At 72.2% G+C, this 21,667-nt stretch carries 21 protein-coding genes; 12 read left to right on the forward strand and 9 right to left on the reverse strand.

Annotation, left to right across the window (positions count from 1 at the left end):
• Positions 1–13: 13 nt before the first annotated feature.
• Positions 14–517, reverse strand: a complete 504-nt coding sequence (locus ACIP5W_RS15895) for a GntR family transcriptional regulator (protein ID WP_401472710.1) — start codon at positions 515–517, stop codon at positions 14–16.
• Between the two features lie 222 nt (positions 518–739).
• Between ACIP5W_RS15895 and ACIP5W_RS15900 the strand changes: the two genes are divergently transcribed.
• The 5 genes from ACIP5W_RS15900 to ACIP5W_RS15920 all read left to right on the forward strand — a co-directional run bounded on the left by ACIP5W_RS15900 (position 740) and on the right by ACIP5W_RS15920 (position 5,519).
• Positions 740–1,288, forward strand: a complete 549-nt coding sequence (locus ACIP5W_RS15900; protein ID WP_401472713.1) for an RNA polymerase sigma factor — start codon at positions 740–742, stop codon at positions 1,286–1,288.
• Between the two features lie 67 nt (positions 1,289–1,355).
• A complete protein-coding gene (locus ACIP5W_RS15905; RefSeq protein ID WP_401472716.1) occupies positions 1,356–2,198 on the forward strand; it encodes a zf-HC2 domain-containing protein in 843 nt (280 codons plus the stop codon).
• A 47-nt stretch (positions 2,199–2,245) separates the two neighbouring features.
• Positions 2,246–3,115 carry an ABC transporter ATP-binding protein gene (locus ACIP5W_RS15910; protein WP_401472719.1) on the forward strand — a complete coding sequence of 290 codons (870 nt, stop codon included), beginning with the start codon at positions 2,246–2,248 and terminating at the stop codon, positions 3,113–3,115.
• Positions 3,112–4,665 (forward strand): ABC transporter permease, encoded by a 1,554-nt coding sequence (locus ACIP5W_RS15915; protein WP_401472722.1) that lies wholly within the window; start codon positions 3,112–3,114, stop codon positions 4,663–4,665. Before ACIP5W_RS15910 ends, ACIP5W_RS15915 begins: the two co-directional genes overlap by 4 nt.
• On the forward strand, positions 4,653–5,519 hold the full coding sequence (locus ACIP5W_RS15920; RefSeq protein ID WP_401472725.1) for an ABC transporter: 867 nt from the start codon (positions 4,653–4,655) through the stop codon (positions 5,517–5,519). Before ACIP5W_RS15915 ends, ACIP5W_RS15920 begins: the two co-directional genes overlap by 13 nt.
• Before the next feature lie 7 nt (positions 5,520–5,526).
• Here the strand turns inward: ACIP5W_RS15920 and mshD are convergent, their stop codons facing one another.
• Complete coding sequence (gene mshD, locus ACIP5W_RS15925) at positions 5,527–6,453, reverse strand: mycothiol synthase (protein ID WP_401472727.1); 927 nt, start codon at positions 6,451–6,453, stop codon at positions 5,527–5,529.
• Between the two features lie 291 nt (positions 6,454–6,744).
• Here mshD and ACIP5W_RS15930 point away from each other — a divergent pair, with 291 nt between their 5' ends.
• Positions 6,745–8,547 (forward strand): bifunctional metallophosphatase/5'-nucleotidase, encoded by a 1,803-nt coding sequence (locus ACIP5W_RS15930; protein ID WP_401472730.1) that lies wholly within the window; start codon positions 6,745–6,747, stop codon positions 8,545–8,547.
• A gap of 383 nt (positions 8,548–8,930) precedes the next feature.
• On the opposite strand, the gene ACIP5W_RS15935 is transcribed toward ACIP5W_RS15930, so the two are convergent.
• From ACIP5W_RS15935 to ACIP5W_RS15965, 7 genes are all read right to left on the reverse strand, one after another.
• A complete protein-coding gene (locus tag ACIP5W_RS15935) occupies positions 8,931–11,015 on the reverse strand; it encodes a pectinesterase family protein (RefSeq protein WP_401472733.1) in 2,085 nt (694 codons plus the stop codon).
• 126 nt (positions 11,016–11,141) lie between these two features.
• Positions 11,142–12,572 carry an ATP-binding protein gene (locus tag ACIP5W_RS15940; RefSeq protein ID WP_401472736.1) on the reverse strand — a complete coding sequence of 477 codons (1,431 nt, stop codon included), beginning with the start codon at positions 12,570–12,572 and terminating at the stop codon, positions 11,142–11,144.
• Complete coding sequence (locus ACIP5W_RS15945; protein ID WP_401472739.1) at positions 12,569–13,303, reverse strand: response regulator transcription factor; 735 nt, start codon at positions 13,301–13,303, stop codon at positions 12,569–12,571. The genes ACIP5W_RS15940 and ACIP5W_RS15945 overlap by 4 nt, the downstream gene beginning before the upstream one ends.
• Positions 13,304–13,358: 55 nt before the next feature.
• A complete protein-coding gene (locus ACIP5W_RS15950) occupies positions 13,359–13,568 on the reverse strand; it encodes a hypothetical protein (RefSeq protein WP_401472742.1) in 210 nt (69 codons plus the stop codon).
• Between the two features lie 29 nt (positions 13,569–13,597).
• A complete protein-coding gene (locus tag ACIP5W_RS15955; protein ID WP_401472745.1) occupies positions 13,598–14,779 on the reverse strand; it encodes a S1C family serine protease in 1,182 nt (393 codons plus the stop codon).
• 176 nt (positions 14,780–14,955) lie between these two features.
• Entirely contained in the window at positions 14,956–15,978 is a 1,023-nt protein-coding gene (locus ACIP5W_RS15960) for a LacI family DNA-binding transcriptional regulator (RefSeq protein ID WP_392243281.1), read from the reverse strand.
• Between the two features lie 86 nt (positions 15,979–16,064).
• Positions 16,065–16,844, reverse strand: coding sequence for a winged-helix domain-containing protein (locus ACIP5W_RS15965; protein WP_401472749.1), 780 nt, complete (start codon positions 16,842–16,844; stop codon positions 16,065–16,067).
• Between the two features lie 174 nt (positions 16,845–17,018).
• On the opposite strand from ACIP5W_RS15965, the gene ACIP5W_RS15970 reads away from it, so the two are divergent.
• The 6 genes from ACIP5W_RS15970 to ACIP5W_RS15995 all read left to right on the forward strand — a co-directional run bounded on the left by ACIP5W_RS15970 (position 17,019) and on the right by ACIP5W_RS15995 (position 21,666).
• On the forward strand, positions 17,019–17,858 hold the full coding sequence (locus ACIP5W_RS15970; protein ID WP_401472751.1) for an alpha/beta hydrolase family protein: 840 nt from the start codon (positions 17,019–17,021) through the stop codon (positions 17,856–17,858).
• Positions 17,859–17,910: 52 nt separating this feature from the next.
• Positions 17,911–18,165 carry a MoaD/ThiS family protein gene (locus tag ACIP5W_RS15975; protein WP_356569022.1) on the forward strand — a complete coding sequence of 85 codons (255 nt, stop codon included), beginning with the start codon at positions 17,911–17,913 and terminating at the stop codon, positions 18,163–18,165.
• 1 nt (position 18,166) lies between these two features.
• Positions 18,167–19,546: a hypothetical protein gene (locus ACIP5W_RS15980; RefSeq protein WP_401472754.1), complete on the forward strand. Its 1,380-nt coding sequence runs from the start codon at positions 18,167–18,169 to the stop codon at positions 19,544–19,546.
• Positions 19,547–19,661: 115 nt separating this feature from the next.
• Positions 19,662–20,396 (forward strand): DUF2993 domain-containing protein, encoded by a 735-nt coding sequence (locus tag ACIP5W_RS15985; RefSeq protein ID WP_401472757.1) that lies wholly within the window; start codon positions 19,662–19,664, stop codon positions 20,394–20,396.
• Between the two features lie 207 nt (positions 20,397–20,603).
• The gene (locus tag ACIP5W_RS15990) at positions 20,604–20,687 is read left to right on the forward strand and encodes an Ms5788A family Cys-rich leader peptide (RefSeq protein WP_353850233.1); all 84 of its coding nucleotides are present in this window, start codon (positions 20,604–20,606) and stop codon (positions 20,685–20,687) included.
• A gap of 139 nt (positions 20,688–20,826) precedes the next feature.
• Complete coding sequence (locus ACIP5W_RS15995; protein WP_401472760.1) at positions 20,827–21,666, forward strand: sulfurtransferase; 840 nt, start codon at positions 20,827–20,829, stop codon at positions 21,664–21,666.
• Position 21,667: the final 1 nt, after the last annotated feature.

Raw genomic sequence — 21,667 nt, forward strand, 5'->3', positions numbered from 1 at the left:
GCGGCGGTGTCGGTCATGAGGCGTCCCCCTGGGAGTGTTCGCGGTGGGGCGTGGAGCCGGTGCGGCCGGTTTGGCCGGTGCGGTCGGTGCCGCCGGTGCGGTCGGCGCCGGGCTGGCTGTGGGCCTCCGCCTGCCCGCGGCCGGCCGTGAAGTGCTCGTCCAGTACGGCGGTGAAGAGCGCGCTCACGTCGTCCCGGTCGAGGCCGGCCTCGCGGGCCCGGTCCGCCCACTCGTCCAGCTCGGTGCGCAGGGGCGAGTCGGCGGGGGCGGTGCTCAGTCCGCGCCGGACGAAGGTGCCCAGACCGCGCCGGGCCTCGACGAGTCCGTCGCGTTCCAGTTCGCGGTAGGCCTTCAGGACGGTGTTGGGGTTGATGGCGGTGGCCTCGACGACCTCGCGGGCGGTCGGCAGCTTGTCGCCGGGGCGCAGCATGCCGAGGCGGAGGGCCTGTTTGGTCTGCTGGACGATCTGGACGTAGGTGGCCACGCCGCTGTGCCGGTCGATGCGGTATTCCACCACTCGACAACCACCCTTTCACTAATTGAGTAGTGAAAGGGTGGTGCAACGGGGGCGGGAAAGTCAAGCGGAAGGCGTGGAGAGGGCGGGCGAGAGAGGGCGAGAGAGGGCGCGAAGGGGGGTGTGGAGCCGCGGAGACGGAGTGAGGGGAGCCGCGGAGCCGGGTGGAAAAAAATCGTGTGCCGAAGCGTGAACCGATCGGCGGGGCTCGTCCGATGAGGGGATGTGAGCGAAACGAGAAGCGACGGGGAGCTGCTGCGGGCCATCGCGGCAGACGGGGACCGTCACGCCTTCGAGGAGCTGTACCGGCGATACGCGCCGTGGCTGACCGCGCGCATGCGCAGCCGCTGCGCCGACGCCGCGATAGTCGACGACGTCGTCCAGGAGACGTTCCTCGCGGTGTGGCGCGGCACCGCCCGCTTCCAGGAGGGCTGTTCCGAGGACGCGGCCGGCTGGCTGTGGCGCATCGGTGCCCGCCGCCTCGTCGACGCCGTGCGCGGTGACGGCGCGCGGGGGCGGCTGCGCCAGGCCCTGGCCCGGCTGCGCCATCGCGACGAGGCCTCCGCGGAGGAGCGCGTGCTCGCGGGAGTGGAGCACGGGGATCTCGCCGGTGCCCTCACCCGCCTCTCTCCGGAGCTGCGGGCGGTTCTCCAGGCCACCGTCATCGACGGACTCACCACCCGGGAGGCCGCCGTCCTGCTCGGCATCCCCGCGGGCACGGTCAAGACGCGGGCCCAGCGGGCCCGCAAGCAACTGCGGGAGGCGCTGGCATGAGGCGGCACGTGACGGAAGGGCGCCTGCGCGGATGCACGCAGGCCGACAGACTGAAGGAGGCCCTGGCATGACGTGGCACGTACCGGAAGAGGACCTGCGCGCCTACGCGCGGGGCGAACTGGTGGCACCCCTGCTGTGGTCCGCCGACACGCATCTCGCGGGGTGCGCCCGGTGCCGGTCCCGGCTCGCGGGGGCGGTCGACCCGGTCGCGCTGGACGCCGGCTGGGAGCGGCTGGACGCCGAACTGGACGCGCCGCGGCCGAGCCCGGTCGAGCGGCTGCTGGTGCGGCTCGGCGTGGCCGACCACACCGCCCGGCTGCTGACGGCCACCCCCGTGCTGCGCCGGTCGTGGCTGCTGGCGGTGGTGTCCCTGCTGGTCATGACCGTGCTGGCGGTTCACCTGGTGGACCGGCCCGCGCTGTTCCTCGCCCTCGCCCCGCTGCTCCCGCTCGGCGGGGTCGCCCTGTCGTACGGACCGGCCCTCGACCCGTCGTACGAGATGGCCGTCGTCGCCCCGATGCACGGCTTCCGTCTGCTGATGATCCGGACGGTCGCGGTGCTGACCGCGGGTCTCGCCTTCAACGGTCTGGCCACCCTCGCCCTGCCGGAGTACGGGCTGCTGGCCCTGACCTGGCTGCTGCCCGCGCTCGCCCTGACCGCGACCGGACTGACGCTGACCCCCCGGCTCGGCCCGGTCCTCGCGCCCGCCCTGGTGGGCGGGGCCTGGCTGACGCTGCTGGTGGTGGCGCAGTCGCAGGCGCACTCCCACACCACGCTCGTGCCCTTCACGGCGGCCGGGCAGTCGGCCGCGGCGGTCGTCGCGGCTCTCGCCACCGTGCTGCTCTACCAGACCCGGGACCGCTTCGACGCGCGTCCTGTGGGCGGCTTCCCGGACGGCGGCGCCGTATGACGCCCGCGCCCGCCCCCGCCCACCGACCGGAATCCCAGGAGTCCCGTATGACCACCCCGCCCACCACCGTGACGGCCACCGGCCTGTCCCTGCGCCACGGCGGCACCCGCGCCCTGGACGGCGTCTCGCTGCGCCTGACGCGGGGCGTGACCGGCCTGCTCGGCCCCAACGGTGCCGGAAAGACCACCCTGTTGCGGGTGCTGGCCACGGCCGTGCCGCCGGACCGGGGCGAGTTCACCGCCCTGGGCCACGACCCCGGCACGTCGGCCGGCCGCCTGGCCCTGCGCCGCACGCTCGGCTATCTGCCCCAGACACCCGGTTTCCACCCCGACTTCACGGCCTTCGACTTCGTCGACTACGTGGCGATCCTGAAGGAACTCACCGACCGCACCGCCCGGCTCCGCGAGGTGCGGCGCGTGCTGGACGCCGTCGACCTCGCCGACGTACGGGGCAAGCGGATCAAGCGGCTGTCCGGCGGTATGCGGCAGCGCGTGGCACTGGCCGCCGCGCTCGTCGGCGACCCCGGCTTCCTCGTCCTGGACGAGCCGACCGTCGGCCTCGATCCCGAGCAGCGCATGCGCTTCCGCGGGCTGATCGCCGAGGCCGGTGAGGGGCGCACGGTCCTGCTGTCCACCCACCAGACCGAGGACGTGGCGATGCTCTGCCACCGGGTCGTGGTCCTGGCCCAGGGCCGCGTCCGCTTCGAAGGCACCCCCGCGGAGCTGACCGCCCGCGCGGCCGGCCGGGTCTGGAGCAGCCCGGAGCGGGACCCGGCCGCCCTGGCCGGCTGGCGGACCGGCACCGGAACCTTCCGCAACGTCGGAGATCCGCCGGAGGGCGCCGACCTTCTCGAACCCACCTTGGAGGACGGCTATCTGCTCGTCCTCGACAGCGACAGCCGGACGGTGACCGCATGAGCACCACGATCACGACGGCGAGGGAATCCGCCGCGACGCTCCCTGAGCCCCCGGGGCCCGGCCGCCGCACCGGCGCCGTGCTCGACCTGGCCCGCTTCGAGGCCCGCGAACTCCTCCTCCAGGTCCCGACGCTGGTCTTCCTGTTCCTCTACGTCGGCTTCACCATCGCACGGCTGATGTTCCAGGACGGCATGGGCGACTACCCCGTCCTCAACACGGTCGACCGCGACACCCAGACGTCTCCCCTGCTCCTCGCCATCGCCCTGCTCGTCTGCACCAACGCCGCCGCCCTGCGATCGCGCAAGCACCGCACGGTCCAGCAGTTCGACGTCATGGCGATGGAGCCCTGGCGGCGCGTCCTCGCGCACGTCCTGTCCGTGGTGCCCTTCGCGGCGCTCACCGCGCTCGTCGTCGCGGCCGCGTTCATCCGGGAAGCCCTGAAGCCCGGCGCGATCGGCCACGGCTCCGTCGCCGAACTGGCCGTCGGGCCGCTGGTCGTCCTGATGGCGGGGATCACCGGTGTCCTGCTGGCACGGCTCGTGCCCACGTCCTTCGCGCCCATACTCTTCGTGGTCGCCGCGTATCTGCTCATGGTCCTCGCCACCGGTGTCACCGAGTCGGACGAGCCGTGGGTGGGCTGGCTCTCCCCCATGGTCTTCTCCGGGATCTCCGGCGGCGATCCGGTCCCCAGCGACCTCCTCGGCCGCCCGGCCGCCTGGCACGCGTTCTATCTGCTGGGCCTGTGCGCCGTGCTGACCTGCGCGGCCCTGCTGCTCTCCGGCGGTCGCACCCGCGCGGTCAAGGCGGCGACCGCCCTCGCCCTCGCGGTCACCACGGCCGGCGCGATCGGCCAGCTCCCGTATGACACCGACGCCCTGGAGGCGGCACGGAAGACGGCGTCCACGGCCCCGCAGAAGGTCCAGTCGTGCATGGAGCACGGCGGGTCGACCTACTGCTCCTTCCCCGAGTGGAAAGGGGTGCGGGACGACTGGGCGGCGGTCGTCGACCGGATCCGGTCCGCGGCCGGCGGCAGCGCGGCAACGGCGCCTTTGACGGTCCGCCAGCGCATCGACACCAGCGGCGGCATCGAGGCCGACTCCGCGCTGACCCCCTCCGCCACCCCGGGCCAGGTGACGGTCGGCACCCGCTGGGGCGGCAACCGCGTCCCCGAGTTCGCGGTGGGAGCCGCCACCGTCCTCGTGGCGGGCACGGAGGACGCCACCACCCGGGACATGTGTGACGCCCGCGCGGTGACGATCATGTGGCTGGTGCTGGGCACCGACCCCACCCCGATGGCCACGTTCGCGGATGTGCGGCTGGACGACAGCACCACCGGCTCCGGCGAGGTCCTGGCCCCCACGAACGGGCTGAGTCTGACGGCCCACCAGACGAAGGTCGTCGGCGAACTGCTCGACCGTCCGCGGGCGGAGATCACCGCGCGGGTCAAGGCGCACTGGCCGGAGCTGACGTCCGCGCAGACCTCGACGGCCGAGGCGGCGAAGCTGCTGGGCGTCGCGGTGCCGCAGGGGGTGGAGTCGTGCGACGAGTAGGAGACGCGGACGGGGCGGAGAACCCCGCCCCCGGCCACCTGAACACCTCCGCCGGCCGCCGCCGTCCGAACACCTCCGCCGGCCACGATCCGGCCCCCTCCTCCGCCGGCTCCGGCCCGGCCCCCTTCTCGGTCGACCCCGGCCATGACCCGGTATCGCCCGCCGGCCACGGCCCGGCCCCCCGCCTCCGCACCCTGCTCGGGTCCCTCGCCCCGCCGGTGTGGCGGTCCCTGCCCTGGGCGGCGTTGACCGCGACGGCCGGCCCGGGACTGCTGCTCGCGGCGAGTACGCGGCTGCCGGACCAGGCACCAGGGGCGGCCTGGGGACTGGTGGTACTGCGGCTGACCGCGCTGACCGGCGGGGTGGGCCTGGCCTTCCTGCTCGACGACCCGGCCCGGCACACCACCGCAGCCAGCCCGCTCGGCCGTCCCCTCCGCGCCGGCCTGCGCCTGGCGATGGCCGTACCGCTGATGGTCCTGTGGTGGACGGCGGCACTGCTCGTGCTGCCCGGGCCGACCCGCCCGCCCCTGGGCCCGGTCACCCTGGAGGCCCTTGCCACGGCCGCCTGCGCCATCGCCCTGGCGACCGCCGCCGTGCGCTTCACGGACGGTGCGAAGGTGGGGAAGGGGACGGCGACACGGCTCGGCGCGCTGGCGGCGGTGGCGGTGCTCATCCCGGCACGGTGGGGGCTGCTGACCCTGCCGGGCGACCGCTGGTGGGAGGAGACCCACGTGCGGTGGGCGGTGCTCCTGGCGCTGACACTGGTGTCGACGGCGCTGTGCACACCCGAACCGCTGAGACGCACTCGGGCGCGCCTCGGTCCCTCCGCCGGCGCCCCCGCCGGGCGGGGGTGAGGGGCGGTCAGGTCTCCGTGCGGTACATCAGGTCCGTCTCGTACGTGACGAACCCCAGCCGCTCGTACACCGACACCGCCGCCTTGTTGTCCGCGTCGACGTAGAGCATGGCGGTGGGCAGCCGCTGGGCCGCGAGATGCCGCAGGCCGATCGTGGTCAGGGACTTGCCGAGGCCGCCGCCCTGCGTGCCGGGGGCGACCCCGAGGACGTACACCTCGCCGAGGCCCTCCTCGGCGTGGACCTTCGTCCAGTGGAAGCCGACGAGCCGGTCCCCGCGGAAGGCGAGGAAGAAGCCGGCGGGGTCGAACCAGGGCTGGGCCTTGCGGTCGTCGAGGTCGCGCTGGGTGAGGGAGCCCTGTTCGGGATGGTGGGCGAAGGCGGCGGCGTTGACGGCCAGCCAGGCGCTGTCGTCCTGCCCGGGGACGAAGGTCCGGACGGTCACCCCCTCGGGGAGCACCGGCTCGGGCAGGTCGAGGTCGGTCAACGGCCGGCGCATCTGGCGCAGTTCGCGGAACAGCGACAGCCCGAGAACCTGGGCGAGGTGCCGGGCGGCGGCGTGGCCGCCGTGGGCCCACACCCGCAGGCGTTTGCCGGAGGCGGCGAGCAGGGCGGAGCCGAGTGCCCGGCCGTGTCCGTGCCCGCGGTGCGCGGGACGGACGACCAGCTCGGCGGCCGGGGCCTCGACCGGATCGGTGTCCTCCAGCTGTGCGTAGGCGACGAGTTCGCCGGCCACGGAGAGCAGGAGGTGGGAGACGCCCTCGCGGGGGCCGCCCCGCAGTTGCAGCCGGCCCTGTTCGGACACCGCCTGCCGGCCGTCGCTGCGGGCGGCCTCCGCGAGCAGGTCGAGGACGGCCTCGGTCTGTGCGGGGGAGAGTGCGGGGAGGTTCTCGATGGATCGCTGGCCGGGGGCCGATACCGGGTCGTCGCTGCTCATGCGTACGAGGGTAAGGGGCGGGCTCGGCAAAGTGGCGGCATCGGGGAAGGGGACGCGGATCCTTCCGGAACGGGGGTGCCCGAGCACCGGGAACCGCCGGGCGGCACGGGCGGGAGCTGGGCGGACGGCCGGCGGACGGCAAAGGGAAACCAGGATGTAACCATGAACCCCCTGTCGCGCTACGCGCGTTGACTCTAGGCTGCGGCCCGACGGGGCCACCGGCTCAGACGCCTCGCAGGGCCTCCCGGCCCCGAGGACGCCGACACCACAGCAGACACCACAGGGGGGCGCATGCCAGCCACTTCCCACTCGCATCCGAGCCGCAGACGCCGTACGTACGGTCTGCTCGCGGCGGCCGCCGGTCTGGCCACCGCCGGCGCACTGGTCGTCGCGCTGCCGGCGGGTGCGCAGGACGCCCGGCACGGAAAGCCGCTGCCGAGCCGTTACCAGGACGTGCAGCTACTGTCGTTCAACGACCTGCACGGCAACCTCGAGCCGCCGAGCGGTTCCTCCGGCCGGGTCACCGAGCTCCAGGCCGACGGCACGACGAAGACGGTCGACGCGGGCGGTGTGGAGTACCTGGCCACGCACCTGCGTCAGGCCCGCGAGGGCAACAAGTACTCCATCACCGCGGCCGGCGGTGACATGGTCGGCGCCTCCCCGCTGATCTCCGGCCTGTTCCACGACGAGCCCACCATCGAGGCGCTCAACAAGCTGGACCTGGACGTCACCTCGGTCGGCAACCACGAGTTCGACGAGGGAGCCAAGGAGCTGGCGCGGCTTCAGAAGGGCGGCTGCCACCCGACGGACGGCTGCTACACGGACGAGGAGTTCGGCGGCGCCGACTTCCCGTACCTCGCGGCGAACGTCCTGAACGAGAAGTCCGGCAAGCCGATCCTGAAGCCGTACTGGGTCTGGAAGAAGAAGGACGTCAAGATCGGCTTCATCGGCGTGACCCTGGAGAACACGCCGGGCATCGTCTCCGCGGAGGGCGTCAAGGGCCTGAAGTTCAAGGACGAGGTCGAGACGATCAACAAGTACGCCAAGGAGCTCCAGCGCCAGGGCGTGAGGTCGATCGTGGCGCTGATCCACGAGGGCGGCCTGCCGGCCTCCACCTCCTACAACTACGACTGCGACTCGCCGGGCGCGGGCGACGGCATCTCGGGCCCGATCGTCGACATCGCCAAGAATGTCTCGCCGTCGGTGGACGCCCTGGTCACGGGTCACACGCACGCCGCGTACGCCTGCACGATCAACGACCCCGCGGGCAAGCCGCGCACGGTGACCTCGGCCGCCTCCTTCGGCCGTCTCTACACGGACACCACGCTGACGTACGACCGCTTCACCGGGGACATCGCCCGTACGGCGGTGAAGTCGGCGAACCACGTGGTCACCCGGACCGTCCCCAAGGCGGCGGACATGACCGAGCTGATCGGCAAGTGGAACACCCTGGCGGCGCCCATCGGCAACCGCGCGATCGGCTATGTCTCCGCCGACGTCCCCAACACGGGCACCGAGTCCCCGATGGGCGACCTGATCGCGGACGCGCAGCTCTGGTACGGCAGGAAGCTGGACGCGGAGGCGGACCTGGCGCTGATGAACCCCGGCGGGGTGCGGGCCGGTCTGACCTACGCCGCCAAGGGTGCTGAGGGCGACGGCGTGGTCACCTACGCCGAGGGCTTCACCGTCCAGCCGTTCGCCAACACCGTGAACCTGCAGGACTTCACCGGTGCCCAGCTCATCCAGGTGCTCAAGGAGCAGGTGAGCGGGTCGAACGCGAGCGCGCCGAAGATCCTCCAGCCGTCGGCGAACCTGACGTACACGCTGGACCTGACGAAGAGCGGCGCCGACCGTGTCGTCACGGACTCCGTCAAGCTGAACGGCGCCGCCGTCGACCCGGCCGCCACCTACCGCGTCGCGACGAACAGCTTCCTCGCGGGCGGCGGCGACGGCTTCACCACCCTGGGCCTGGGCACGAACGACCTCGTCGGCCTCGACGACCTGACCGCCCTGGAGCAGTACCTGACGGCCAACTCCTCGGCCGCCGCGCCGATCGCGCCGCCGGTGCCGAACCGGATCACGATCGTGCAGTAATTCCGGGGTCCTCCCACCTCGCCCCTGGGAGTTCTCCCATCGCAGAGGCGGCCGTGTCACCGACGCGGCCGCCTCTTTGCGTACGCGCGTATGAAGACCTGTACAAGTCCGGGTTTGGTTCCCCATGCGCCGCCTGATGTCCCACCGCACGACCATCCTGATCACCCACGACCTCGGCCTCGCCCCGGACGTGGACCGCATTTTGGTCGTCGACGGGGGGGGGACTGGTGGAAGCCGGCACGCACGCGGAACTGGTGGCCGGGGGCGGGACGTACGCACGGCCAGGGGTCCCCCCGGCGAAGAGCTTCCGCGGGTGGCCGGCCGCACGGCCGCACCGTTCCCCTTCCGTTCCGGGGTCCGGTGCGGCCGGTGCCGGAGTGAGGTCAGGAAGCCGTCGGCGTCCAGTCGCCCAGCCAGTCCGCGACCTCCTGGTTCGCGGCCTGCGCGTCGGTCAGCTGGGGCCGGTCGCCGCTCGCGGCGCCCGAGCCCGCACCGGTGTTCTTGTACTCGGCGAAGCGGTCGTCCTTCCAGGAGAAGCCGCTCATGTCGGTCCACGGGGTGGTCCGGATCGCGGCGCTGAGGGTGGTGTTGCGGACCGTGGTCTGCGGGTCGAGGGTGGCGTCGCCGCCGGCGTGCCAGGGGCGGCCGAGGTAGAAGGTGCGGTCGGAGACGTCGCCGTTGACCGTGGAGTTGGCGATCAGGATGCCCTTGCGGCCCGCCGCGGTGCTGGGGGCGGTGACGTAGCCGGCCGAGGTGCCGTTCCAGCGCTTCTTCAGCGTGATGACCGACTTGTCGATCACCGCGGTCGCCCGGCCGAAGATGAAGTCGACGTTGCCTATGACGTAGGAGTTGGTCATGTAGACGCGGCCCAGTTTGTCCTTGGACGCGGTGTCCACCAGCAGGGTGTCCTGGTCGCCGCTGACGATGACGCCGTCGAGGAGGATCTTGTCGGCGGCGGTGCGCAGGGCGACCGCCTGGCCGGCGATGTCCTGGTGGGCGCCCTCGTCGAAGTCGTTGGAGACGGTCAGGTTGCGGGCCTGGAAGTCGTCCGCCTCGACGGCGACGGTGGCGCTGCCGCCGGTGCCGTACGTGCCGCCGCCGGGCTTGGGGGTGCCCGAGGCGTTGTTGTAGACGATCGTGGTGTCCTTGCGGCTTCCGCCCGTCCCCTGGATGGTGACGTGCGGCTTGTTGGACGGCACCTTGACCAGCTCGCGGTACGTGCCCGGCTTGACGGCGATCACGACGCGCGAGGGGTTGTTGGCCGGCACGGCGTTCACGGCGGCCTGCACGGTCGAGTACTGCCCGCTGCCGTCCTTGGCGACGGTGAGCGTGGTGGCGGCGGCCGCCTTCGCGGTGGCCGTCGAGGCGGCCGCCGAGGTGGTGCCGATGGAACCGCGCGGGCCCGCGCCGGACTTGAGCAGCGCGGGCACGTCCGCCGCCTTGTCCAGCGTGTACGGGTAGTACGTCTTCGGGTTCCAGGCCGCGCCCGTGCCGCCGCTCTCGTTCTTGCCGGTCGTGCCGGAGAAGTGGTTTCCGCGCTGGACGAGGGTGGCGGTGGCGTCCCGGACGACGGGGTTGGTCATGCCCTGGAAGTAGGAGTTCTCCAGGACCATGTTCGTCCCGCCACGGGAGTAGTTGCCGTAGGAGGACTTGATGTCCGTCCCCGCCACGTCCTCCAGGAAGTTGTTGTAGAGGTGCGCGTGGGCGACGTTGTCCGTGGAGGGGTTGCGCTGTTCGGTCTCGCGGATCCAGTTGTGGTGGATGGTGATGTCCGCGGTGACGTTGTCGGTCCAGCCGATGCCGAAGGCCTTGTTGTCCTGGCTGAGCTTGTTCCAGGAGACGGTCAGGTAGGTGGTGTCCTTGCGGCTGTCGATGAGCCCGTCGGCCATGTGCCGGATGTCGTTGTGATCGATCCAGACGTGGTGGGCGCCGTCCATCTGGATGCCGTCGAAGTCGTGGTCCTTGTCGTTCCAGACGCCCTGGTAGGCGTCCCGGATGGTCAGGTTCCGGATGATCACGTTGTGGACGCCCTGGCCGAGGAAGAAGCCACCGCCCACGATGTGCCCGGAGGTCCCGGAGCCCACGATCGTCTTGTCGGAGGCGACCTTGATCTCCTTGCCGACCGGGTTCATGGTGATCGTCGCGGCGACGACGATGACGTACGGCTCGGCGGCCGTCGCGTACTTCTCCAGATCGGCGAGCGTCTTCACGGTGACGGTCTTGCCGTCCCGGCCGCCGTACGTCCCGTTCTGCCCGAGCGCGTTCACCGAGGCGAAGCCGTCGGCGGTGGCGGTCGCCCAGGCGGGGGCGGCGGTGGCGGCGGACGCGTTCGCCTGCGCCTGCGCACCGAACAGTCCGAGGTCCGTGCCGTAGGCGAAGGTGCAGGCGGCGGTCAGCGCCAGCGGCACGCCCAGCGCCATGCCGGTCCTGCGCCTGCGGTGCCGGGGCTTGCGGCCGATGTCGGTCATGTGTGGGGTTCCGTTCCGTGGGAGGAGGACCACCCGGAAGGGGTGCGGGTCACCGGGTGGTCGCCGCTCACGGCGGAAAGGTTGCCGAACTCACCGGAACGCGTGGGGAGTACGGCGGCGCGGGCGCTACGGCAGTTCGGGCGGAGGTGTCGGAGCGCCGGGGAGCCGTACGGTCACCAGCGTGCCGTCGCCCTCCGCGCGGGCGACCGTGATCTCGCCGCCGGCCTCGCGCACCGTGCGCGCGACGATCGACAGGCCGAGGCCCGACCCGGGGAGCGCCCGCGCGCTCGGGGAACGCCAGAACCGGTCGAAGACGTAGGGGAGTTCGTCCTCGGGGATGCCGGGGCCGTGGTCGCGGACGGTCAGGACGCCGTCGGAGAGCGCGACCTCCACGGAGCCGCCCCGCGGACTGAACTTCACCGCGTTGTCGAGGACGTTGACCACCGCCCGCTCCAGCGTGGCCGGCTCCGCCCGCACGTACCAGGGGTCCAGTGCGGCCGTGATCGTCAGCTCCGGTCCCCGCAGCCGCGCCCGGCGCAGGGCCGACTCCACGGTGTCCTCGAGGGAGACCACCTGCACCCGCTCGCCCCGCTGTCCCTCCGAGCGGGACAGCTCCTGCAGGTCGCCGATGAGCGCGGCCAGTTCGGTCATCTGCGCCTTGACGGACGCGAGCAGCGCCTTGCGGTCCGCCTCCGGGATGGGCCGGCCCGTCTCCTCGCTGCGGGTGAGCAGCTCGATGTTGGTGCGCAGGGAGGTGAGGGGGGTGCGGAGTTCGTGGCCCGCGTCCGCGATGAGCTGCTGCTGCAGCTCACGGGAGCTGGCCAGGGAGGCGGTCATCGAGTTGAACGACCTGGACAGGCGGGCCACCTCGTCCTCGCTGTCGTCCTCGACGGGGATGCGGATGCCGAGATCCTCGGTGCGGGCGACGTGCTCGACGGCCTCGGTCAGCTTGTCGACGGGGCGCAGGCCCGCGCGGGCGACCGCCAGACCGGCGGCACCGGCGCCGAAGACTCCGATGCCGGAGACGAGGAGGAGGATGAGGGCGAGGTCGTTGAGGGTCTTCTCGGTGCTCTTGAGGGGGGTGGCGAGGACGAGCGCCACCGGCCCCGCGTTGGTCTGCACGGGCAGCGTCAGCACGCGTACGGCCTCACCGTTGTCGGCGGTGCCGTCGTGGAACACGCCGTCGGGGCTGTCGTCCGCGTTCGCGATCACCTTCCGGTCGGTGGCGGAGACCTTCACCTTGCCGGCGGAGTACGAGTTGACGCAGACCGTGTCGTTCGCCGTCACGATCTGGAAGTAGCTGTTGCCCAGGTATCCGGGATCGGGCCGGGTGTCCTGCGGGCACGTCCTGAGCACGTTCTCTATCTGGTCGTCGAGCCTCGGCTGGGCCACCATCTTCCTCAGGTCGCCGTCGACCTGCTCGTACAGCTTCCCCTGCACGATGAACCAGCAGGTCACCGACACCGCCGCCACCGCGAACGCCACCGCGGCGGCGACCAGCATCGACAGCCGGGCCCGGATGGGAAGGGTGCGCAGCCGCCGTACGACCCGGTTCACTCCGCGCCGCCCTGCCGCAACACGTATCCCACACCCCGCACGGTGTGCACCAGGCGCGGTTCGCCGCCGGCCTCCGTCTTGCGGCGCAGGTACATGACGTACACGTCGAGGGAGTTGGACGAGGGCTCGAAGTCGAAGCCCCACACGGCCTTGAGGATCTGCTCGCGGGTGAGGACCTGACGCGGGTGCGCCAGGAACATCTCCAGGAGGGTGAACTCGGTACGGGTCAGTTCCACGGGCCGCCCGGCGCGCGTCACCTCCCGCGTCGCGAGGTTCATGCGCAGGTCGGCGAAGGTGAGGACCTCGTCGTCGTCGGTGCCCGCGCCGGCGGCCGCGGCGTAGGAGCTGCGCCGCAGCAGGGCCCGTACGCGGGCGAACAGCTCGTCCAGTTCGAACGGCTTGACCAGGTAGTCGTCGGCGCCCGCGTCGAGCCCGGTGACGCGGTCGCCGACGGTGTCGCGGGCGGTCAGCATGAGGATCGGGGTGGTGTCGCCGGCCCCGCGGATGCGGCGGGCGGCGGTGAGGCCGTCCATGCGGGGCATCTGGATGTCGAGGACGACGAGGTCGGGCCGGTAGCCGGTCGCCTTCTCCAGGGCGTCCGCGCCGTCCACGGCGACCTCCGTGTCGTAGCCCTCGAAGGCGAGGCTGCGCTGGAGTGCTTCGCGCACCGCCGGCTCGTCGTCGACGATCAGGATGCGCTGGGTGTCACGGTCGCCTTCGGCGGGGCTCATGGCGTGGATTCCCTCGGGTGCGGTGGGGCGGCGGGGTGCTGCGGTCGGGACCCTCTCAGCCTCGCATCGTAGTGAGCCGGTTCAACGGCACCTTGCGGCGGTGCGGGCGGGCGGTGCCGGTGCGCAGGCCCATCAGCTGCGGGACGCCGACCTCCGGGGCCCGGGGCGGCGGTGTCGGGGCGTGCAGTTCGTACGCCACGTCGAGGGCCAGGGCGAGGTCGGCCGCGCCGACGCCGGTCACCGGGTGCGAAACCTGCTTGATCATGACGTACTCCCTGAGCGCTGGAAGGGGGTTCAGCTGTCGGAGCCGCCGGCCCGCAGCGTGGCGAGGTCGGCCTTGACGGTGTTGATCGGGATGGCGAAGCCGAGGCCGACGCTGCCCGCGGCGGAGGAGGAGGTGGCGTCGGCGGCGGAGTACATCGCGGAGTTGATGCCGATGACGTTGCCGCCTGCGTCGATCAGGGCGCCGCCGGAGTTGCCGGGGTTGAGGGAGGCGTCCGTCTGGAGCGCCTTGTACGTGGTGGTGGAGGAGCCGGTGTCGCCGTTGAACTGCCGACCGCCGAACTCGAACGGCCAGCCGCCGCCCTGCTGCTGTTGCTGCTGTCCCTGGCTCTCGTCGGTGGAGACGGTCACGTCCCGGTCGAGGGCGGAGACGATGCCGCTGGTCACGGTGCCGGTGAGGCCCTCGGGCGAGCCGATCGCCACGACCGTGTCGCCGACCTTGACGCCGTCGGAGTTGCCGAGGGTGGCCGTCTTGAGGCCGGAGGCGTTCTCCAGCTTGATCAGGGCCAGGTCCTTCTTGCTGTCGGTGCCGACGACCTCGGCCGTGTACTCCTTGCCGTCGCTGGTGGACACCTTGATCGAGGAGGCGCCGGCGATGACGTGGTTGTTGGTGAGGATCTCGCCGTCGCTGGTGATGATCACGCCGGAGCCGGTCGAGGAGCCGCTGCCGAGGGTGGCGTTGATCTCGACGACGCTCGGGCTGACCGCGGCGGCGATGCCGGCGACGTCACCGGTCCTGCCGGCCGGCACCACGCTGGTGGTCGTGGAGGAGGAGACCACCTCGTTCTTGCCGGTCAGCTCCTGTATGCCGTAGGCGGTGCCGCCGCCGATCGCCGCGGCGACGATCGCCACGGCGGCGAGCAGCGCCATCGGGCCGCGCGCCGCGCGCTTCCCCGGGGGGACGGGGCCGGGTTCGGCGGCCACGGGGGTCAGCAGAGCGGTGCCGCCGCCGTTGCCGTCACCGGCCGCGGCGTCGTCCCGGGCGCCGGCGGGGCGGCCGGGCGTCCGCCACCCGGCGGCCGGCCCGGCGGGCTGCGGCGTGGCGGGTGCCCCGCCGGACTGCGGCGCGGCCGGGTGGTACGCCGGCGGGGGCGGCCACTCCGGGTTCACGGGGGCAGAAGCGTGCTGCGGGGCGCCCTGGTACGGGTTCTCGTGGTTCTCGTACTCGCCGCTGCGGCGGATGCTCTCGGTCATGTCACAGAGCTTTCCGCCCGACCATGAGAGTTGCCTGAGTGCTCCCTGAGAAGCCCGGCAGAACCTCGTATGCCCGGTATGAAGACGGTTCTCGCGCGGGACCGGCCGCTCTCGGAGAAGCCTCGTAGGACGCGGACGGAGGCTCTCGTGCGGGAGTGGCGGAAGCCCCTACGGACTCACTCGCAGCCGCAGGAGCGGCGGACCACCAGGCGGGACGGGAACACCTTGAGCCGCTCGCGGCGCGAGCCCGCGACCCGCAGCCCGTCGTCCAGGACCAGGTCGACGGCCGCGCGGGCCATCGCCGAGCGGTCGGAGGCGACCGTGGTCAGCGGCGGGTCGGCGAGCGCGGCCTCCTTGATGTCGTCGAAGCCGGCCACGCCCAGCTCGCCCGGCACGTCGATGCGCAGCTCGCGCGCCGCCCGCAGCAGGCCGATCGCCTGGTCGTCGGTGGAACAGAAGACGGCCGGCGGCCGGTCCGGGCCCGCCAGCAGCTCCAGCCCCACCTTGTAGGCGTCGTAACGGTTGTAGGGGGCTTCGAAGAGCCGGCCCTCGGTGGGGATGCCGGCCTCGTCCATGGCCCGCCGCCAGCCCTCGACGTGGTCGGAGACCGGGTCGCCGACGGAGGGCGTCTCGGCGGTGCCGCCCACGCAGGCGACGTACGGGTAACCGTGCTCCAGGAGGTGGCGCACGGCGAGCTGGGCACCGCCCAGGTCGTCGGTGACGACGGCGACGTCGTCGATGGCCTCGGGCCGCTCGTGGAGCAGCACCACGCGGGCGTCCCAGGCGTCGATCTCGGCGGCGGCGTTGTCGTTCAGCGCGTGGCTGACGAGGATCAGGCCGGACACCCGCATGCCCAGGAAGGCGCGCAGGTAGTGGACCTCTCGTTCGCCGACGTAGTCGGAGTTGCCGACCAGCACCATTTTCCCGCGCTCGGAGGCGGCCTGTTCGACCGCGTGCGCCATCTCCCCGAAGAAGGGCTGGCGGGCGTCCGGCACGATCAGGCCTATGAGGTCCGTGCGCCGCGACGCCATCGCCTGCGCGACCCGGTCGGGCCGGTACCCCAGCTCCTTGATGGCGGCGAGGACACGCTCGCGCGTGGCCGGGGCGACCGGCCGGGGTCCGTTGTTGATGACATAGCTGACGACAGCGGTCGACGTCCCCGCCAGCCGTGCCACATCATCCCTGGTTACCTTGGCCACGCGCGGAGTCTACGCGGATGGATCCGCCACGGGCAGGGCGTCGGGCGGCTTCTCTGCGCGGGAGTGACGCCCGGCCTGAGCGGCGGCTATGCCTCCGCGGAGATTCCCTCGGCACCCACGGGCACCTCGTTGTCCGCATCTTCCGGCTTTGCCTGGTCCGCCGTGGCCTTGGCCTCCTCGGCGGCACGGTCGATCTTCTCGGGGGTAACGAATCGATAACCGACGTTGCGGACGGTTCCGATCAGCGACTCGTGCTCCGGGCCGAGCTTGGCGCGCAGCCGTCGTACGTGCACGTCGACCGTCCGGGTGCCGCCGAAGTAGTCGTAGCCCCAGACCTCCTGGAGGAGCTGGGCGCGGGTGAAGACGCGGCCCGGGTGCTGTGCGAGGTACTTCAGGAGCTCGAACTCCTTGAAGGTGAGGTCGAGGACCCGGCCCTTGAGCTTGGCGGAGTACGTCGCCTCGTCGACCGACAGGTCGCCGTTGCGGATCTCCATGGGGGAGTCGTCGTTGACGATCTGCTGCCGGCCCATCGCCAGCCGCAGCCGTGCCTCGACCTCCGCCGGACCGGCGGTGTCGAGCAGGACGTCGTCGATGCCCCAGTCGGCGGTGACGGCGGCGAGGCCGCCCTCGGTGACGACCAGGACGAGCGGACAGCCGGGGCCGGTGGAGCGCAGCAGCTGGCACAGGCTGCGGACCTGGGGGAGGTCACGGCGCCCGTCGATCAGGATGACGTCGGCGCCCGGGGTGTCGACGAGGGCGGGGCCCTCCGCCGGAGCCACCCGCACGTTGTGCAGCAGCAGTCCGAGCGCGGGCAGCACCTCCGTCGACGGCTGGAGGGCGTTGGTCAGGAGCAGCAGAGAACTCATACGTCTGGTTCCTCCTCGGTCCCTGCGAGGACGTTTGCGGCACTGCGGCACTGCTCTGCGCGTCCCGGGGCCCCGTACACCTGCGGTTTCCCGCTTCGTATACAACGCTTCCGAAAGCACAAAAGGACCCGGGGGCTTCGCTGCCCGAGTCCTCTGCCCAGCAGAATAGCCCACATGAGCAACGGTCCGGCAGGTCATGCGGCACGTTCCACCGTTCGTCCGAACCCTGAGACGGGCACGAGCGCACCATTGCGGACGTTTCTGCCCACGTCCGACGGTGTTTCCGTCGATTCCGTATACGACCCGGGTGCGGTCGTACACGACGCCTCCGGGACACCTTCCCGTGGCCTGGTGTTCGTCGTGGCCCACGGCTTCACCGGGGACGTGGACCGCCCGCACGTGCGCCGGATCGCCTCGGCGCTCGCCCGGTACGGGGCCGTCGTCACCTTCTCCTTCCGCGGGCACGGACGCTCCGGCGGCCGCTCCACCGTCGGCGACCGGGAGGTGCTCGACCTGGACGCGGCCGTCGCCTGGGCCCGCCGGCTCGGGCACACGCGCGTGGCCACCGTCGGCTTCTCCATGGGCGGCTCGGTGGTGCTGCGGCACGCGGCCCTGCACACCGGCACGGTCGACGCGGTGGTCTCCGTCAGCTCCCCCGCCCGCTGGTACTACCGCGGCACGGCCCCCATGCGCCGGCTGCACTGGCTGGTCACCCGCCCGGCGGGCCGCCTGGTCGGCCGCTACGGCCTGCGCACCCGCATCCACCACCGGGACTGGGACCCGGTCCCGCTCTCCCCGGTGGAGGCGGTCCCCGGGATCGCGCCCGCACCCCTGCTGATAGTCCACGGCGACCGCGACGGCTACTTCCCCCTCGACCACCCCCGCATGCTGGCCGAGGCCGCGGGTGACCACGGTGAACTGTGGATCGAGCCGGGCATGGGCCACGCCGAGCACGCCGCGGCCGACGACCTCCTGACCCGCATCGGTGCCTGGACGGCCGCCCGGGCGGGCTAGCCTGATCCTGTCGAAGCAACAGGCCGACCGAAGAAACCGACTGAGGGACGAGATGGCGAAGGTCACGGTGCGCTACTGGGCGGCCGCCAAGGCCGCGGCCGGAGTCGCCGAGGAGCCGCACGACGCGGACACCCTCGCCGAGGCGCTCCGGGCCGCGCGTGAGCGACACCCCGGCGAACTCGCGCGTGTGCTGCAGCGATGCTCGTTCCTCGTCGACGGTGACCCCGTGGGCACCCGCGGGCATGAGACGGTACGGCTGGCCGACGGCGGCACGGTCGAGGTGCTCCCGCCGTTCGCAGGAGGGTGAGATGACCGACCAGCAGCCGTACGAGGGGGGCCGCTACCCGCAGGGGTACGACCCGTATCAGCAGCAGGCCCCGCAGCAGCAGGAGTGGCCGGGCCGGCAGGAGCACGGGTACGAGGACCCGCAGGCCCACCTCCAGCACACGCAGCAGTGGCAGGGCCAGACCTGGGAGACCGGCGTGCAGCCGCCCGTCGCGGCGGCGGACCCGGCCGAGACGGCGTACCTGCCCCCGCAGACGGGCGAGGCCCCGGCCTGGCAGCAGCAGGCCCCCGGGTACCAGCAGGACCCGTACCAGCAGGACCCGTACCGGTCGCGGAGCCAGTACCAGCAGCATCCGCACGGGCAGCAGGATCAGTACCAGGCGTCGTACGGAGGCCAGGCGTCGTACGGGGACCAGGCGTCGTACGGAGGCCAGGCGTCGCACGTAGGCCAGGCGTCGCACGGGGACCAGGCGTCGTACGGAGGCCAGGCGTCGCACGTAGGCCAGGCGTCGCACGGGGACCAGGCGTCGTACGGCCGGCCGCAGGCCTCCCACGCCGCGCCACCGGCCCCCGTCGCCCCCGAGGCGCTGCCCGAGGGCGGCGCGGGCCCGTCCTACGGCCCCGCCACCATGGCCGGCAACGCACGCGTCACCGACGCCCAGCGCGCCCGCCTCGAAGGCCGCTCGCCGATCATCGAACCCGGCATGCAGCCCGCCGCCCTCACCGCCCTCCTCGGTCTGCTGCTGTCCGGTACGGCGGCGATCGGCACGTACGCGCTGGTCGTCCCGCTCGTCGTCCTCCAGGCCGTCACGGCGGCCGGCTGGTTCCGGCTGAACGGCATGTGGCCGGCCCGGCAGGGCATCGCGCTGGCCTTCCTCGGCGCGCTGGCCTCCGACGTGGCACTCCTCGCGGCCGGCCGCGAGAACGCCCCGGCCGCGATCCTGGGCACCCTCGGCGTCTGGGTCCTGCTCTGTCTCGTCCTCCAGCTCCGCTCGCACGCCGACCCCGACGAGCGCATGTACGGCCTGATGGCGACGGTGGTCTCGGCCGCCCTGGCGATCCTCGCCACCGGCCACCTCGGAGCCGACCCGGACGCGGTGACGGTCGGCGCCGCCGCGGTCGCCGTCGCCGTGGTGGCCCGCGCGCTGCCGCTGCCGACGCCCGCCTCGGTGGTCGTCGCGCTGCTCGCGGCGGCGGGCGCCGGCATCGCGGTCGGCGGGATGACCGGACTGGGCGCAAAGGGCGCGCTGCTCGGCGCGGGCGCGGCGGTCTGCGCGCTGATCGGCCACCGGGTGGCGAGCTACGACTACCCGTCGCGTTTCGTGCACTTCACGGCGGGCGTCGCCCTGCCGCTGGCCGCGGCGGCACCGGCGGTGTACGTGCTGGGACGGGCGCTGGCGTAAGGGGCGGTCGGTCGCCTGTGTCACAGGTGATCGACAAACCCCGGCCGCCCTCCGGGGGCGGAGTTACCGTGAGTGGTCACTGTCTGTCTGGCTGTCCGGGTGGGGGAACAACCGCATGCGAGCACTTCGAATACTGCTGGTCGTCGTCGTGGTCCTGGGCGGCCTGTTCGTGCTCGCCGACCGCCTCGCCGTGAACTTCGCCGAGGGCGAGGCCGCGGACAAGCTCCGGGCGAACGAGAACCTGGCGACCACCCCGGACGTGTCCATCAAGGGCTTCCCCTTCCTCACCCAGGTCGTCGGCGGCGAGCTGGACGACGTCGAGGTCGGCATCGACGGCTACGAGGCCGTCGCCGGCGCCGAGGGCCAGAAGATCCGCATCGACGATCTCCGGGCGAACATGAGGGGCGTCGAGTTCTCCGGCGACTACAGCTCCGCCACCGCGGCCAGCGCCACCGGCACCGCGTCCATCAGCTACGCGGAGCTGCTGAAGACCGCCAAGTCCGAGCCCACCGAGATCGGCCCGGTCACGGCCCGGGTCATCGGCCTCTCCGACGGCGGCAACGGCAAGATCAAGGTCACCGTCGAGGCGAGCATCGGCGGCACCAAGCTGCCGCAGCCGGTCTCCGTGCTGAGCACGGTCACCGCCGAGGGCGACACCGTCCGGGTGCACGCCGACTCCCTGCCCAGCTTCGGTCCGTTCCGGGTCGCCGAGGACCAGGTGCGCGGCATCACCGACTTCGAGCAGAAGATCGACGACCTGCCCGGCGGCATCCGGCTCGACAAGGTCGAGGCCGCGAAGAGCGGTGTGGAGATCACGGTGAAGGGTTCGAACGTCCGCCTCGCCGGGTAGGCCACCTCCGGTGGACGGCGGATGTCCGACAGACGAGACGCCGCCGTCCGTACCGCAGATGTGATGGCGGACGCAGCCGGACGAGAGCGCCCGGAGGCCGAGCGGTGACGGCCCGGGCGCTCCGCGCGTCCCATTATGCGGACGATCGCGTCTCACCATGCGGAGTGCTGGTGACACGTCCGCCCCTACGTCCCTACGATCGACCGCATGAAGCAGCGACAGGCGGATCTCACGAAGCGGCGGGCAGTAGACCTGTGCCGCGTCGCCGCCATGCTCTGTCGCCCTGTCTGAGCGGAAGCGCCACCTGCCTTCCGCGCCCTCCCGGCGTCCTCGTTCGAGGGCGCCCTCGCGCCGGCCGCCGGCGAGGCCCGGCCGCGCACCCTCCTTTCTTTGCACACCCCCGCCGCAACTGCCCCGGAGGAGAACAAGCATGAGCCGCAGCGACGTCCTGGTCGACGCCGACTGGGTCGAGGCCAACCTCGACAACCCGGACATCGCCATCGTCGAGGTCGACGAGGACACGTCCGCGTACGAGAAGAACCACATCAGGAACGCGATCCGGATCGACTGGACCCGGGACCTCCAGGACCCGGTCCGCCGTGACTTCATCGACCAGACGGGCTTCGAGAAGCTCCTGTCGGCGAAGGGCATCGGCAACGACACCCTGGTGATCCTGTACGGCGGCAACAACAACTGGTTCGCGTCCTACGCCTACTGGTACTTCAAGCTCTACGGCCACGAGAACGTCAAGCTCCTCGACGGCGGCCGCAAGAAGTGGGAGCTGGACGCCCGCGAGCTGGTCGAAGAGGTGCCCGAGCGCCCGGAGACCACCTACCGGGCCAAGCCGCAGAACACCGCCATCCGCGCCTTCCGCGACGACGTCGTGGCGGCCATCGGCTCGCAGAACCTGGTCGACGTCCGGTCGCCCGACGAGTTCTCCGGCAAGCTGCTCGCCCCGGCCCACCTGCCGCAGGAGCAGTCGCAGCGTCCGGGCCACGTCCCGAGCGCCCGCAACATCCCGTGGTCGAAGAACGCCAACGACGACGGCACCTTCAAGTCGGACGAGGAGCTGAAGGCCCTCTACGCCGACGAGCAGGTCGACCTGGCCAAGGACACGATCGCCTACTGCCGCATCGGTGAGCGCTCGGCCCTGACCTGGTTCGTGCTGCACGAGCTGCTCGGTGTCGAGAACGTCAAGAACTACGACGGCTCCTGGACCGAGTACGGCTCCCTCGTCGGCGTGCCGATCGAGCTCGGCGCCAACAAGTAAT

Source organism: Streptomyces sp. NPDC088766, assembly GCF_044750845.1.
Classification (GTDB): domain Bacteria; phylum Actinomycetota; class Actinomycetes; order Streptomycetales; family Streptomycetaceae; genus Streptomyces.

Bases quoted from the DNA above. Each gene is read 5' to 3' on its own strand.
- ACIP5W_RS15905 (WP_401472716.1), top strand. From the start codon at position 1,356: ATGACGTGGCACGTACCGGAAGAGGACCTGCGCGCCTACGCGCGGGGC.
- ACIP5W_RS15910 (WP_401472719.1), top strand. From the start codon at position 2,246: ATGACCACCCCGCCCACCACCGTGACGGCCACCGGCCTGTCCCTGCGC.
- ACIP5W_RS15915 (WP_401472722.1), top strand. From the start codon at position 3,112: ATGAGCACCACGATCACGACGGCGAGGGAATCCGCCGCGACGCTCCCT.
- mshD (WP_401472727.1), bottom strand. From the start codon at position 6,453: ATGAGCAGCGACGACCCGGTATCGGCCCCCGGCCAGCGATCCATCGAG.
- ACIP5W_RS15930 (WP_401472730.1), top strand. From the start codon at position 6,745: ATGCCAGCCACTTCCCACTCGCATCCGAGCCGCAGACGCCGTACGTAC.
- ACIP5W_RS15935 (WP_401472733.1), bottom strand. From the start codon at position 11,015: ATGACCGACATCGGCCGCAAGCCCCGGCACCGCAGGCGCAGGACCGGC.
- ACIP5W_RS15945 (WP_401472739.1), bottom strand. From the start codon at position 13,303: ATGAGCCCCGCCGAAGGCGACCGTGACACCCAGCGCATCCTGATCGTC.
- ACIP5W_RS15950 (WP_401472742.1), bottom strand. From the start codon at position 13,568: ATGATCAAGCAGGTTTCGCACCCGGTGACCGGCGTCGGCGCGGCCGAC.
- ACIP5W_RS15955 (WP_401472745.1), bottom strand. From the start codon at position 14,779: ATGACCGAGAGCATCCGCCGCAGCGGCGAGTACGAGAACCACGAGAAC.
- ACIP5W_RS15965 (WP_401472749.1), bottom strand. From the start codon at position 16,844: ATGAGTTCTCTGCTGCTCCTGACCAACGCCCTCCAGCCGTCGACGGAG.
- ACIP5W_RS15970 (WP_401472751.1), top strand. From the start codon at position 17,019: ATGAGCAACGGTCCGGCAGGTCATGCGGCACGTTCCACCGTTCGTCCG.
- ACIP5W_RS15975 (WP_356569022.1), top strand. From the start codon at position 17,911: ATGGCGAAGGTCACGGTGCGCTACTGGGCGGCCGCCAAGGCCGCGGCC.
- ACIP5W_RS15980 (WP_401472754.1), top strand. From the start codon at position 18,167: ATGACCGACCAGCAGCCGTACGAGGGGGGCCGCTACCCGCAGGGGTAC.
- ACIP5W_RS15985 (WP_401472757.1), top strand. From the start codon at position 19,662: ATGCGAGCACTTCGAATACTGCTGGTCGTCGTCGTGGTCCTGGGCGGC.
- ACIP5W_RS15990 (WP_353850233.1), top strand. From the start codon at position 20,604: ATGAAGCAGCGACAGGCGGATCTCACGAAGCGGCGGGCAGTAGACCTG.
- ACIP5W_RS15995 (WP_401472760.1), top strand. From the start codon at position 20,827: ATGAGCCGCAGCGACGTCCTGGTCGACGCCGACTGGGTCGAGGCCAAC.